At 48.5% G+C, this 14005-nt stretch carries 13 protein-coding genes; 1 reads left to right on the plus strand and 12 read right to left on the minus strand.

What is annotated here, in order from left to right; genetic code table 11:
• Position 1: 1 nt before the first annotated feature.
• The 4 genes from epsF to epsL all read right to left on the minus strand — a co-directional run bounded on the left by epsF (position 2) and on the right by epsL (position 4682).
• The gene (gene epsF, locus ACFQ1T_RS10750) at positions 2 to 1402 is read right to left on the minus strand and encodes a chain length determinant protein EpsF (RefSeq protein ID WP_379076445.1); all 1401 of its coding nucleotides are present in this window, start codon (positions 1400 to 1402) and stop codon (positions 2 to 4) included.
• Positions 1403 to 1428: 26 nt separating this feature from the next.
• The gene (locus ACFQ1T_RS10755; RefSeq protein ID WP_379076448.1) at positions 1429 to 2451 is read right to left on the minus strand and encodes an SLBB domain-containing protein; all 1023 of its coding nucleotides are present in this window, start codon (positions 2449 to 2451) and stop codon (positions 1429 to 1431) included.
• 68 nt (positions 2452 to 2519) lie between these two features.
• Complete coding sequence (locus tag ACFQ1T_RS10760; RefSeq protein WP_379076451.1) at positions 2520 to 3425, minus strand: EpsD family peptidyl-prolyl cis-trans isomerase; 906 nt, start codon at positions 3423 to 3425, stop codon at positions 2520 to 2522.
• 57 nt (positions 3426 to 3482) lie between these two features.
• Positions 3483 to 4682 carry an XrtB/PEP-CTERM-associated polysaccharide biosynthesis outer membrane protein EpsL gene (gene epsL / locus ACFQ1T_RS10765; protein WP_379076454.1) on the minus strand — a complete coding sequence of 400 codons (1200 nt, stop codon included), beginning with the start codon at positions 4680 to 4682 and terminating at the stop codon, positions 3483 to 3485.
• 366 nt (positions 4683 to 5048) lie between these two features.
• Here epsL and ACFQ1T_RS10770 point away from each other — a divergent pair, with 366 nt between their 5' ends.
• Positions 5049 to 6386 (plus strand): undecaprenyl-phosphate glucose phosphotransferase, encoded by a 1338-nt coding sequence (locus ACFQ1T_RS10770; protein ID WP_194747474.1) that lies wholly within the window; start codon positions 5049 to 5051, stop codon positions 6384 to 6386.
• Positions 6387 to 6648: 262 nt separating this feature from the next.
• Here ACFQ1T_RS10770 and miaA read toward each other — a convergent pair whose 3' ends face one another.
• The 8 genes from miaA to ACFQ1T_RS10810 form a co-directional block, all read right to left on the minus strand.
• Positions 6649 to 7557, minus strand: a complete 909-nt coding sequence (gene miaA, locus ACFQ1T_RS10775) for a tRNA (adenosine(37)-N6)-dimethylallyltransferase MiaA (RefSeq protein ID WP_379076457.1) — start codon at positions 7555 to 7557, stop codon at positions 6649 to 6651.
• Positions 7558 to 7639: 82 nt separating this feature from the next.
• On the minus strand, positions 7640 to 8014 hold the full coding sequence (locus tag ACFQ1T_RS10780) for a 4a-hydroxytetrahydrobiopterin dehydratase (RefSeq protein WP_379076460.1): 375 nt from the start codon (positions 8012 to 8014) through the stop codon (positions 7640 to 7642).
• Positions 8015 to 8076: 62 nt separating this feature from the next.
• Positions 8077 to 8937 carry a triphosphoribosyl-dephospho-CoA synthase gene (locus tag ACFQ1T_RS10785; protein WP_379076463.1) on the minus strand — a complete coding sequence of 287 codons (861 nt, stop codon included), beginning with the start codon at positions 8935 to 8937 and terminating at the stop codon, positions 8077 to 8079.
• A 9-nt stretch (positions 8938 to 8946) separates the two neighbouring features.
• On the minus strand, positions 8947 to 9843 hold the full coding sequence (locus tag ACFQ1T_RS10790) for an ATP-grasp domain-containing protein (protein ID WP_379076466.1): 897 nt from the start codon (positions 9841 to 9843) through the stop codon (positions 8947 to 8949).
• Between the two features lie 76 nt (positions 9844 to 9919).
• Entirely contained in the window at positions 9920 to 10915 is a 996-nt protein-coding gene (mch, locus tag ACFQ1T_RS10795; RefSeq protein WP_379076469.1) for a methenyltetrahydromethanopterin cyclohydrolase, read from the minus strand.
• Complete coding sequence (locus tag ACFQ1T_RS10800) at positions 10881 to 11990, minus strand: ATP-grasp domain-containing protein (protein ID WP_379076471.1); 1110 nt, start codon at positions 11988 to 11990, stop codon at positions 10881 to 10883. Before ACFQ1T_RS10800 ends, mch begins: the two co-directional genes overlap by 35 nt.
• 7 nt (positions 11991 to 11997) lie before the next feature.
• On the minus strand, positions 11998 to 12891 hold the full coding sequence (locus ACFQ1T_RS10805; protein ID WP_379076474.1) for an NAD(P)-dependent methylenetetrahydromethanopterin dehydrogenase: 894 nt from the start codon (positions 12889 to 12891) through the stop codon (positions 11998 to 12000).
• Between the two features lie 120 nt (positions 12892 to 13011).
• Positions 13012 to 13986, minus strand: coding sequence for a GHMP family kinase ATP-binding protein (locus tag ACFQ1T_RS10810; protein WP_275355087.1), 975 nt, complete (start codon positions 13984 to 13986; stop codon positions 13012 to 13014).
• Positions 13987 to 14005: the final 19 nt, after the last annotated feature.

Raw genomic sequence — 14005 nt, forward strand, 5'->3', positions numbered from 1 at the left:
ATTATTTACTTCCTTGAAACAATGCAGGCAAAAGTGGAAACTTTTGAGAAGAGACTGCAGTTTTTGACTGGATAATTGCTAATACAGGGATATCAAGTATTTCTGAGAAATCATCCTCGCTGCGAATTTTCCTGTCTTTTAGTTCAGCAATTAAGGCAAAAGCTAGACCAAGCATAATTCCAAAAAATACCGACAACACAGCATTCAATAAAATACGCGGGCTTGAATGCTTAACAGGTGGTATTGCTGGATTAAGGATTGAAATATCGCTCTCATTTGCTTTACCTTCGATACTTGTTTGGTTAAGCCTTTGAGCAACAGTGTTATATGCAGTTTGTGCCGCTTCCACGTCACGCTGCAATACGGAAAGTTGATCGCGAGTACGATTTAGCTCTAGCACTTTTTGTTTTTGTGCTGCTAATGCAGTTTTTAACTGTGCCTCATTTTGTTGATAGATGCGTGCACTTCCGCCAACACTACTACCAATCCTGGCAACCTCAATCTCAAGTTGCGACTTTAGTTTTGCAACCTCAGCTTCTGCCGATTGATATTGCGGGTGATTAGCGCCTAGACGATTCCCAACTTCCGCAAGTTTAGATGAAGCCTGAGCTAGTGCCACTTTTAAGTTTTGAATAACCGGGCTTGCTGCGACATCTGGAGAGGCATCGCCAGATGAATTGGCATTGCGTTGACGCGCTGAAGAGTCTAATGCTTGCGCTTGTACCATAATGAGCTGGTTAGCAAGTTGGTTAAGCTTGGCGTTCTCAACATCAAGGTTTTCCAGAATACTGGTTAACCCCGTATCCTGCTGGTATTTTGAAAGCTTAGCTTGCGCGTCCTCAAGTTTATCTCGATAAATCTTTGCCTGAGAAACCAAATAGCCTGCTGCTTTTTGCGAAGGTTCGACCTTCAATCTTAAGCTTGCTTCTTGATAAGCATCAGCGAAAGCGTTTGCAATCGCAGCTGCAAATTGTGGATCACTACCTGTATAGCTAATTTCAAGCATACTGCTTTCACGTGAAGGTTTAACGTCTAGCTTCTTAAGTAGTAAATCAGCCAACCAATCATCAATTTTGGCAAAACCTTCCGAACTATCTTCAAACTGCTGTTTAATCACTGGACTGTTAGTTAATCCTAGATTCTGCACAACCTTCACAGCGACTGCATGACTGGTAATAATGTCAACTTGGGTCGACATGTAGCCAGGCATTAATTGTGCTGGCATTGCCAAACCTGTCAATGAGTCTACGCCTTTGTAATTAATAACTAGTGAAGTCGTGGCAGTATATGACTTGGGCCACAAAAGACTAGCAATAACTGTAGCCCCAACAATAAGTATAAAAGTCCAAAAGATGATTTTTACACGTGCTTTTAATATTAATAAAAATTGCAATAAACTCATATTTTCACCTTAGCCAAAGCCTAAAATTACAGCAAGCTTTCTTCAATATATAGAACATCTTCGTCTTGTAATACGCTGGTTAAACTTGGCGTTTGCTTAACGACTTCATTATGCTCATCCTTGCGATGCAGTTTTACAGAGCGCTGCGTCCCGCGCATGGTTAATCCACCTGCCTTGGCAATGGCTTGCATCACGGTCATGTTTTTATCAATTTTATACATACCTGGCCGCTGCACTTCACCATACACATAAACTTGCGGGGCTTTTGGCACATAGAGCACATCACCTGGATACACCTGTTTATTGTGTGCAGAGTTCGGGGCTTTAAACAGCTCATCGATATTGATTTGCTCAGTTACTGGTGTACCAGAGATAGACGTAGTATAAAAAATGGTTTCGCCGGCAAACTCGGTTGGGCCACCTGCAACTGAGATAAAGTCGCTAATCTTGCGCATCCCACCTTGAATACCATATTTGGCTGGGCGTAACAGTTGGCCCACCACAGCCACATCACGAGACCCTACATAAATCGTTTCCCCCCCCGCTACAGTGGTTTCTTCCTTACTAGCATGTTGGTTGATCACATCATGTAAGTCGAGCTCGGTTCGCTTGTCGCCGCGAACTACAGTCACAATTTCTGAACCATCTGGCGTGATCCCACCGGCTTCAGCGATCATGTCTTTGACATCGGAAGGTCGTGTGACAGGATACCGACCTGGCTTGAGCACCCCACCCAGTACAGACACGGTCTTACTTAGAAACTGAATCACAACAACAGACACTTGTGGGCTTGCAATGAAGCCGCCGCGCTGCAGTTGCTCTGCAATTTTCTTTTCAGCCTCAACTGTGGATAATCCACCGACCTTGACCTCACCAATCAATGGGAAAGTCAAAATACCATTTTCGGCTATGCGAATTTCGCGGGTCAGCTCTGCATCCCCATAGACGGTAACTTTTACAAAGTCACCAGTGCCTAGGGTGTAATCAGCAAAAGCCCAAATCGGAAATAGCATGGTGAAAAGAAACAAACAGCGCGTTAACAATTTCATATGTAGCTCTCAATAAATAATAGTGTTAGTCAAGCAGACGATACGTTATCGGCAAAAGTCAGATTGATCTATAGCCCTTTTAAGCCATGATCCACCGAATTCGGTGCTTTTTGAGTTGTTGAGGCAGGCGAAGCTTTAGCCGTTGATGCCGCTGGTTCAGACTTTAAATTGGGATCCAGCACCTCAATCTGCGCCAGTTTTTTTAGGCGTTGTAACTCATCCAAAATGAGCTGCTGACGTTTACGCTCATTAACAGCCTTGGTTGCCATATCCAATGCCTGTTGCTCAGTCAATGGAACCTCAGCGATGTTGGCAATGCTGCGCGCAACCACTTTGATGTCATCATGCATAAACAATAAATCCCCTACTTTTACCTGATCTGCCAAACTGACGGCCTCTTTGGGCAAGGCTTCGGTGGGGATGGTTTCTTCAGCAATTTCGAAGTGAATTTGATGCCTGTTTAACCAAGTCTTTAGCTCTTCTGCATTGCTGACCAATTGCTGCAATTTATCAGCATCGATTTTGCCAGGATCATTTGCAAAAATAATGTCTGCAGTTGTGAATACTTTGCGTCGGCTAAACACCTCGGGATGCTCGAGCATGAACTGTTGGACCTCTTTGTCATTGGCTTGACCAATTGCGGAGACTTTGCGTGCCAAGTAGGCTTGAGCGTAAATTTGTGCACGTGCAGCATCTACCAACTGCATGACTTCTGGCGTGCGATCAAGATTTAGCTTAACGGCTTCTTGTACCAGTAGCTGGCGATCAATCAAGCTGTTAAGCATTTTTTTTGCGACTACCTGAGGGTTGGCAACAGGCACTTGCAAGCGCTGCATTTCACCATTGATCTGGTGTACCGTAATTTCATCACCATTCACTTTTGCAACCACCTGCGTTTGCTTACCAGCAGGATCGCTATTGCTACAGCCAGAAAGTGTTGCAAACAAGAGGCTTGTGAGTACAAAATTTTTCATGGTTTTTATAATTCCTGCTTTTGAAAGTAGACCAATTACTGATGATGCAACAAAGGCTTAAATTTTCAAATCTAGCGTTAGGCTAGAAGTCACGTCGTTGTAATCAAATTGATTGTACGCACTGGAGGCGTCTCGTGAAGATTTTGTGGTATTGACAATCACACTAACGCTTTTAACTGGTTGCCAAGTCACCGCCGCGCCTATACTTCTCTCATCATCATTTCGACTTGGGCGGTCAGGAACAACTGCTTGTTTAAAGTCACGCTTGGCATAGCGGCCATTTACGCTAAGAATGAGTTTTTCACTGACAAAGTAACTCGTATTGACACTAACCGCATCTGTAACGGTATAAGTACTATAGCTAGACTCAAACGCACCTACGACTCTTGAAAAGTCAAAACTTGTTTTTAACTTACCAGTTAAAAACAAGTCATACTTGATATTGCCATACCAAACACCATAATCTCGCACCGAGTAATTATCATATTCTCTTGATAAATGAGCCAATTTAGAGCTTAAATTACTTTTACCAGTAGCTTTAAATACTATATCAAACTCAAATTCATCTTCAGAATAACCGTTATCAAATAAAAGTATTGGGCTAAGAACTCGATTACTGTAATGGCTCTGACGCTTATGACCCAGTAAGGTCATGTTGGTCCCAGATGGAAAGTTATAACGTGCACCGTAATCAAAAGCTGTTGCATCAAAATCAGTCTGCGCGTTAAAAGTCTGGCTATTTTCCAACCGCGTTTCCGTAAAACCAGCTATTAGCGCACCAACTTTATATGGAGAATACTCTGCACGAAATTGATTCGTAGCATTAGTTCTAATGTTTTGTGTCAACAGCCTGAAGTCACCAAAACCATTTAGTGCTCTTGTTCTACTACTTAACAAAGTACCCGTTAATGAAGGGCTTAGAGACCATTGCCATGTAGCGTCATAATTAATTGTATCGAAGTTAAGAAAATCATTTCTTTGATATTTGTAATCCAAATAATTGACATTAACTATAAACCTTTGCAATGAGTATCTCTTGTCAAACTTAACTCCCGCGGAATAAGTTGTAATTTGATCCGATCTCTCGTTATCACTTAAACGAAAAAGGTTGTTATCCCAGGTACGGTTTACGGAAGTGCTAAATTGAAAAGTATCAAATTCATCAGCGTGCGTATTTGCCAAGTAGAGTGATGACAGACAACACATTAAGCGGGTCATCAATAAAGATCGTTTTCTCTTTTTAGAATTTAATAACATGCATTAGCCGTGTGAAGTTTTAGAAATTAGAAGTGAGCTACTTGTTTTAATAATTATTCACGGAGGCCAAAGACCGTCTTACGCTAAGGCCACACTTTTTAAAATCTACACATGCAAACTTCAATTCCCTGAAAGTTAAACATGATGATTCGTTAAGATTAAACTTTTTTGACAGATTACCATGTTCATTGAAGAGTTGCACCTATCCATCTGGACGATTGCCCCAAATAAGGCATTGATGCAACTATAACGGATGCGTTAAACTATGTTTAAGTCTTAATCAAAATAATTTTAACTTCCATGACTACCAAACCCCCGATCAGAACACTTTCAGGCTTTTCTGCTGGTGCCAACAATCCACTCTACATGCTGGAGTCTCTTGTTGAGCCTCTGGTCATGGTATTTGTCTTGTGGGGATTGTTTATTTATACCGAAAACCGCATTCCGATGTCGATTTTTATTACATCTATTGTGCTGTTTTCTATCTCTTTTCCAAGTGGCGCCAAAATTCGCAAAGGCTTTGTAAAAATGTGCCGCGATGTGATTGGCCAGTGGTTGGTGATTGCAACGTTTGTACTAACTTTTGCTTACATCACGCGTTACATTACGCTTTATAGCGAAAAGCTCATTCTGGCATGGCTCATTGCGACACCTATTGTCCAAATTCTTGCATTGCAGCTTTTAAAGTTGGCCAGCCCGAAACTGATTGAGTGGCAAGGTCCTCCGCAAAACACGCTGATTATTGGTTTGAATGAACAAGGCCTGTTGCTGGCGGACAACCTCCAACGCGATTACTACCAGCGTATTAATATCTTAGGTTTTTTTGAAGATCGTGCACCGAATCGACTACCGCAAACAGACGCCTATCCGGTGTTAGGTAGCTTAAATGAGTTAAGTCGTTACTTAAAATCGCACACTGTACATAAACTTTATATTGCATTGCCGATGTCTAGCCACCCTCGGATTTTAAAAATGCTGGATGATTTAAAAGATACGACGGCTTCAATCTATTTTGTGCCAGATATTTTTGTGACCGACCTTATCCAGGGCCGAGTCTCTGAAGTAAACGGTATTCCAGTCGTATCTGTCTGCGAGACGCCTTTTACTGGTGTAGATGGTGTGATCAAACGGACGGCAGATATTTTATTCTCGTTATTTGTTTTGATTTTAATCTCACCCATTTTGCTGGTCATTGCGTTAGGGGTAAAGTTAACTTCACCTGGGCCAATTATTTTCAAGCAACGCCGCTACGGTTTGGATGGACAAGAGATCCTAGTGTATAAATTTCGCTCGATGACGGTAACCGAAGATGGCAGCAAGGTGACACAGGCTACTAAAAATGACCAGCGGATTACGCCTCTGGGGGCTTTTTTACGTAAAACTTCACTGGATGAATTGCCTCAGTTTATCAATGTGTTGCAAGGCCGCATGAGTGTGGTTGGCCCGCGCCCGCATGCCGTTGCGCATAACGAGGAATACCGCAAGCTGATTAAAGGCTATATGGTGCGTCATAAAGTCAAACCTGGGATTACCGGTTGGGCACAGGTGAATGGCTTTAGAGGTGAAACAGACACCCTTGATAAGATGGAACAGCGCGTGCACTATGATCTAGAATATCTGCGGAACTGGAGCCCTCGCCTGGATATGTTGATTGTGGCAAAAACAATCTGGCTGACCATTGTCGGCCAAGACGGTGCTTACTGATAGCATCCGTTTTAAAGCGGATCATAAAAAAGCCTGACAACGCTGTCAGGCTTTTTTATGATGGTAAGCTTTGTTTACCAAGCTAAGGATACACGGAATAAGTGAGCGAGCGGGATAAAGTGCAAGGCGCACGGAACGCAGAAACCGAGATAGTACGCGGTGTACAGCGAGGTTTCGAGTACCGCGCAACGCAGCAATTGGCCCGCGTAGCCACTTATTCCGCGCATCCCTAACTTTACATCTCAATCTCACACACATGCGATTAATCGCTGTGCGCGGTCATTCTGGTCAACATCTGCCCGATCCAGCTCGGGCTCAAGCAATCCAACACTTCCACATCTTCCATACCACGTAGCCAGGTGAGCTGTCGTTTCGCCAATTGCCGCGTCGCGTAGACGCCATGATCAGCCAGGGTGGGCAGGTCAATCTCGCCATTGAGGTGCTGCAACACCTGACGGTAACCGACGCAACGCATGCTTGGTGTCTCAGTGGTGAGTTGCGGATAGGCACTGAGCAAGCCTTGAACTTCCTCAATAAAGCCTTGTTTCAGCATGGTTTGAAAACGATCGGCAATGCGCTGATGCAAGACACTGCGGTCGCTAGGCATGAGGGCGATTTTGAGGATATCAAACGGTAGCGTGACTTTTTCGGACTGCGCGCGCAGGGCGCTCATGGGCTGACCACTGATGCGATACACTTCCAAGGCACGCTCGATGCGTTGTGAGTCAGTGGTATGGATTTTAGCAGCGACGCTGGGGTCTATGCTGGCTAATTGGGCATGCATGGCTGGCCAGCCAACCGCACTGGCTTCAGCTTCGATTTGCGCGCGGATGACAGGGTCCGCCGGCGGCAAGTCGCTCAAGCCATGTTGCAAGGCGTTGAAATAAAGCATGGTGCCGCCCACGAGCACCGGGATGCGTCCGTTGGCGGTGGCAGTCTGCATGAGCGCTAACGCATCCTTGGCAAACTGGGCGGCGGAATACTGCTCCAGTGGCGTGATTAAATCAATTAAATGGTGTGGCGCCTGACGCAAGGTCTCGGCATCGGGTTTGGCGGTGCCAATGTCCATGCCGCGATAGACAAGCGCAGAATCGACACTGATGATTTCCACCGGAAAGCGCTGGGCTAGCGCAATGGTGGCAGCGGTTTTGCCACTAGCCGTCGGCCCCATAAAAAATATCGCTGGCGGTAGATGGCTTTTATCAGGGGCTGGCATACAACAACATCAACAATGAAGATTAAGCGTAAAACAGTTATTGGTCGTATTTGACGTAACTAAAGCGGAGGTCATCTTGTGGTGTGCCCTCTAAGGCTGAGCCTGCTTGCTGAGCAGGTTGCCATTGAATCACCTCTTCAATTTTTCTGGCGAGTTCGATGTCTTTCATCGTGATACCTTTTGCGCTGTGCGTGCATAACTTGACGATGACAAAGGCATAAGAAACCGTCAGGTCAGGATGGTGCCAAGCCGCTTCTGCTAGATGACCGATGGTGTTAACCACCATCAGCGTCCCTTTCCAGCTATTGGTTTTATATTTGCGGCGTATCCAGCCCTCTTCATAGTACCAATGCGGCAAAGAGCTACTCAAAAGTTGTTGAATTTCCTGCTCGGTGAATACTTGCTCGCACATACGCGGCTCCAGACTGACTAAAAAATGTCAATCCTGCAGTATACCGCAGGTCAGGCGTTGACTTATAGGGTGTGGACGCCAGTTGTTTGCATGGTTGCCAACATGGCTGTGATGACCGTTAAATCCGCACTGGTGCCGGGATTTAAGCGCTCCGCTTTCAGTGCCTGATCCCAGGCCAGCAATGCAGGCAGGTAGGTTTTAGGATTATCTAGCGCCAGCAGTGCCTGATAATGCTGCCCGGCGGTAGTTTGCACCTCATGCGCTGTCTGCAAGCCATATTTGCGCACAATATGACTATCCGGCACGCTGGAAAGCCAGTACAAATAAGCCGCCGTCAACGCCCAGGCGGGACGTTCCCAGCGTTGGCATTGTTCAAGATAAAGGGGCAGTGCCTCCTCAAAAAGACGGGCATAGCCCTCATTATATTGACGGCCGATTTCATCCTGTGCGCTGGCCAGGTGCATGGCTTGCAACAAGGTAATCTGTGGCGCTTCTGAAACATCATGCTCACTGCGCTGCCCCATGCCGGCCGGATTCACGAGACGAATCCCGGCATAGACCGCTGCCGCATCCTCCACCGTGGTCTGCTGCAAGACTTGCTGCAAGCCTGTCTTTAACGGCAAAGCCGCATAATCCACTGTGGCTTGCACCAGCGGCGCGGCCAACAAGACAATCCCCAAATTGGTATTGCAACCGACTTGGGAGTAGGTGGCCTGCAAGGCCTGCAAAATACGTTGCCCAAGGCTGCGCTTGCCAAATTGTGCATCATCACACAGCGCAGGTGCCGAGACACGTGCGCTCTCAACGAAATGCTGGACCTGCATGCCATGTCCATCGGCAAAAATATGCACATTGCCGGGCTTGAGCGCTTCGAGCTCGGCCAGGCAAGCCTGCAAATAAGCGGTTTGAATCTGTGTATTCATCTGCATCGTTTAAGCATCAGCCAGCTGTAACACATCATTGACCAGCACATCCGCGATGTCAAACGAGGTAATACTTTGCAGCCCACGCCAGGCCGGTATACTGTTAACCTCGATCACCCACAATTTGCCATGCTTGTCCCGCATCACGTCGACCCCGGCATAGGCGATATTCACGGCCTGTGCAGCGCGCACGCCAATGTCAGCCACATCCTGTTCGTCACAGGCACTGCAACGTGCACCACGCGCCACATTATGCAACCAGCTGTCACCTTGTCGCTGCATCACGGCAATCGGCTCTCCGCGCACCACAAACACACGGTAATCATGCTGGTAAGGCCCGCACTCAATTTTTTCCTGCAAGTAATACACGCCATCAACGAAAGGGTCTTGCGGCAAGGCAAACTGCTGACGGCTTTCGATGAGACGCACGCCCTTGCCTTGCGAGCCAAACAAAGGCTTGATCACCAGCGTTTTTCCGGTATCCAGCACCTGCTGCATGAGCGCATGCGCAATGTGCCGGTGCTCACAGACCCAGGTAACTGGCGTCGCCACGCCCTGCTCTGCCAGCAATTGACTGGTGAGCCCTTTATCCACAGTGGTTTCGATGGCACGTGCCGAGTTATAAATGACCATGCCCTGCCGCTGCAAAGTATGCAGCAGGTTCATGCGCGTAATAATTTGTTGTGTCGTGCCTGCGGCCACCCCACGCACAAAGGCCATGGGGGCTGGTTGCGTCAAGCCGGGGATATGAATCAGCACCTGCTGATTGGCGATACTCAGATGACAGCTATCCAGTGACACCATCAGCGCTTGCCAGCCACGACGGGCAAACGCCTGAGCCAAGCTCTGGCCATGCCAGCCACCGGCCTGGGCCACTTCGTCAGTAAAAATGGGAACAACTTGCATAAGGCTTATACGATGACGCAGGTGCAGGCTTTGAGACCCTACGCCTGCCCTCGGAACATATTAAATCACTTGAGATTTAGCTACCAAAAGATTGATTTAAAAGATCTTCATTAAACTTTCCAGCAAAGAATGTGCGGCCTGTTTTCACATTGCTGACACTGACTTTGGCCGGAGAGAATAACATCGGATCAATCTGGTAAAAGTCCATATTGACCGCTTTAAATACCTCAGCAAAAGGACGACCATAGTCTTTGGAGGCGGAAGAAGGTAATTGTGTTGCCAGGGCTTCTGCGGCAGCATCGTCCGTATTCACAAACAACTGCACAAAGCCACCGAACAAAATCGCATCATTGGTGCGGCCCATGCCGACGATAAAGTCAGGCGATGGTGCAGGCACCGGCGCAATCCCGTAGCCATCCACAATGGCAGATAAATCAAAATGCAAGGCGTGACATTTATGCAAGGCTACTTCGAGCACGCGCGCAGTCACTTGTAATGAACCGGCCACACTGCGTGTGGGCGTCAGGATAAAGGTAAGTTTATTCGCCGGAAGCCCGGTGTCTTTGGATACTTTTTCAATCACGGCGGCAGGCGGCACCTTGTCAGTTTCAAGGACCAATACCGATTGTTCGCCCTGGTCTCGGTAATTGATGTCTTTAAACACCTCTTCACGCTGTGCAATCGCCCGTGCAGGGCCGCTACCCAGCGAAAAGAATTTCTCATGGGACAGCGCCCAACCGGCATACTGGCTGCCCAGGCAGGCAATCACCGGTTGTTTGGCCGTGACCACCACGCTTAATGGCCAGTTGGCAAATTGCGGCACATGGCGCAAGGCCACATTACCGAGTCCGCCCATACAGATTTCAGCAATCAGGCGACCGGCTTCCAATCCTCCCGGCACTTGAATGCCGGCATCGACGATGGTTGCCCCTGTCTCGTGCGTGGATACCACACAGCCCAAGGCGGCTGCATTGGCAACCAGCTCAGCAACTAGCGGTGCGCTGTAGCGTTGAACGCTAATGCTTGACGGTTGCTCATTAGTGGATATTGAATTCGATGTGCTTGCAGACATACGTCCCCCATAATTTTTCAAGTTGTGTTTTTTGGTCTTGCAAGGCCGCGCGCACTCCGCACGCAGTCTCTGCTTCAGCATAAAGACTGCACACCGGTTGTCCGGCTGCAATCTCATGGGTTGTTGGCCGATCTTCTACCCATTCTGGCCAGTCGAGTGATCTGACCGTGATAGCCTGTTGGGCATAAGCAATACAATGGCTGGCGTAGCCTGTCAGTCGACTCAGTGCAGGCCCTTGCGCTTGCTGGCAACTGGCCAGATGTACTTGTATCAGAGGCATCTGGCTATACAATCGCATGCTGGCACTGAGTCGTGGATTGATCTCGAGCACATGTAAAGTGTCCTCTACCCAGATCGCATCCAGGCTATTCAAGCCTATCAAATTTAAGTTTGGCAGGAGTGCGTTCAACACCTGCTGCGCTGCCGCCCATATTTTTTCATCGTGCAGGCGGCTCGCGCCGGCATAGGTAAAGCCGCCGGGACGCTGTTTGAGCGCATGTACGCCAATCAGCTCGCATGCGTTCGACTGGGCGATAAACAACAGACCAACGGCCTGGCCCGCTTGAAAAGCTTGCCAATAGGCTTGGTCAAAAGCTGCAGACGGCCCTGTCGCTGCGAAATCATCAATCTGCACATGCCCGCCACCGCATGCTCCGATCTGTTTATACAGCCAAGTGCCAGAAACCGGCTTTTGCCTTGTCACCATGGGCGATGCTACGCCGCTGCGCTCACAAGTCTGCTGCAATACGAAGGGGTCCTTCACCTGCATCACGACCTCAGCAGCATTGGCGTACACCGGATAGCGCTCGCACAATGCTTGATACGCTTTTGTATTGGCTTCAAATCCTGAACCGAACACAACGGCCTCTGGCGCAAATGCATCCAGTTGCGCAAGCAGGTCGGCCATCCCGTGTGCAGCCCCTGGGTTGTCAAACCCTGGCCAGATAACACAGGCTTGTGCGGCTTGTCGCGTCTCTGCATCTGCAAACGCGTCCACTGCCAACACGTCAAAGCCCTCACGTCGTGCCATCTGGCTATAAATGCGTGCACTGTGCGACAAAATGGCCAACCGCAAGCGCAGCCTATTCTACGTGCGCACAGGCATATTCATATGCCTCGTGATAGTCAATGTGCATCGGGCTCTCGCTCTGCAACATTTGCTCCAGCAATTTATTTTGGGTGACATATTTGAGCTGACCAATCGCCAGCGCACCAAAACCGGCCACTTGCGTGCCTTCAATCATGCCACCATTCGAGAAGGTGTCAACGCCTTCAATGCCAGACGGCGGTACGGCATTGACATCTGCAACCACCTTCAGTGTTTTGGAGTTGGCAAAATGACGCACCTCCAGCACGCGCACGCCGGCCGGGGTTGCACACAATGCCACGCTGGCTTCGTTCAACACCGCCATTTTCGCAGCTTCATTGCTACCATCCACCACTTGCAATTTGACGTCGTAACTGGCCGACAACTTGTCCACATAAGCCTGCATGCTCGCGATTTCGGCATGGGCCACCATTAGCACCGTTGCGCCCTGGCGTGCCGCGATCAATGCCGCGGTAGAACCCACCGTACCACTGGCACCAAAAATGGCGACTTTTTCCTTGCCCAGGCCGCTGCCGGACTTTTGCAAGTAAAAATCAACCTTGGCCAACATGGCTGCAGCGGTTGTAAACGCGCCAGAGGGATCGGAAAAGGTATGACACTCAAAAGGTTTGAACATGGCACTACGTGCCTGCTTCTGCATTTCAAGCGCGACTTGAATATCACGGCCGCCAAAAAACAAGGCCTGTTGTTTGAGGCCACTCGGACTGCGGGAGAAAATGGCATCCTGAGTCAATGGAATGATTTCATTCAGGGTGACGTCGGTATAAGAAATAATTTTTTCATAGCCTGCATCAAATGCCATATTGACATCAAATGGACTCGCATTTTTTGCGGCTGTAAACAAATGCATAATGCTGGTTTTCTTCATTGTTCCCCCTGAAACCGTTTGTTAAATAGATTCATGCTCAAATATACACACTAAGAGCCCCGTTCAAAATCAAGAGCAGACCGTGAAAATTGTAACTTTTCAAAATTATCTTAATAAAAGTTAATCGACAGATGCCTTGACCTCAATCAAGGCTGGCGAATTTATGGCTGCCGTGACGATAAACCCCAGTGCAGGCCGATCTTCATACCGGGCAAGCAATTGCATCTGCAAGGCTACCGCTGCTGCACGCGTTGGTAATAACACAAATCCGGTCGGCCCCCAGGAGGTTTGCCCCAAGCCACGATGCCCCTGTGCTTTGAGCTGCTCCAGAATCTGGCTGACGCCTTGGCTGGCGTAGAGGCCGCCCTGGGCCGGGGCAAAATACTCGGCATTGTAGGCTTGCAAATCGCCTACAAACTGGCTGAATGCAGCGAAATCCTGTTCGATCAAGGCAGGCAGCCCGTGACTGAGCAGTTGCTGCTGTATCGCCTGGGTCGCTGCGGCCGATTGCGGGGCCAATTGTTGGAATGCTGTTTTTTCACCTTGCCCATGCAGGCCATCGCGGCTATTGTCGGTGATTAGCAAAAAATGCCAGTCTTGCGGAAACGCATGCCTAACCAGAATGGGAGGCACCACGGTATGCGGGCCACGGCCGCCATCGACAATCAGGCCGCCCTGAACAAAGGTACCAATGCCTATGCCCGAACGACCACCACGCTGATGCAAGGCTGCAATGTGCGATTCAGTGAGTGTGTGAGCAAACAGGTGATTGAGGGCGACGCCAATGGCGAGGGCCATCTGCGTGCCTGAGCCCAGCCCGCCATGGCGAGGGATTGCCTGCTGTATATTCAGATTGACGGCTTGTTGCACGCCAAGCGCAGCCAGATGACGGTGTACAATGGCAGCGGCCCAGCTATCCAGTGGCGCAGACTGTGGGCCAATACTGGCAGTCAGCGCGGTTTGAAAGGCATCGATCGCCACCCCCATGCTGCCAAACCGGCGCGTATCGTCCGCACCGAGGTTAAAAAAACCCAGGTGCAAACGCCCATAAGTGGCCACACTGACCGAACGATCGACAGGGATCTGAGCATTCATGGCATTAATATTATTTAGT

Source organism: Methylophilus glucosoxydans (assembly GCF_042676145.1).
Lineage (GTDB): Bacteria > Pseudomonadota > Gammaproteobacteria > Burkholderiales > Methylophilaceae > Methylophilus > Methylophilus glucosoxydans.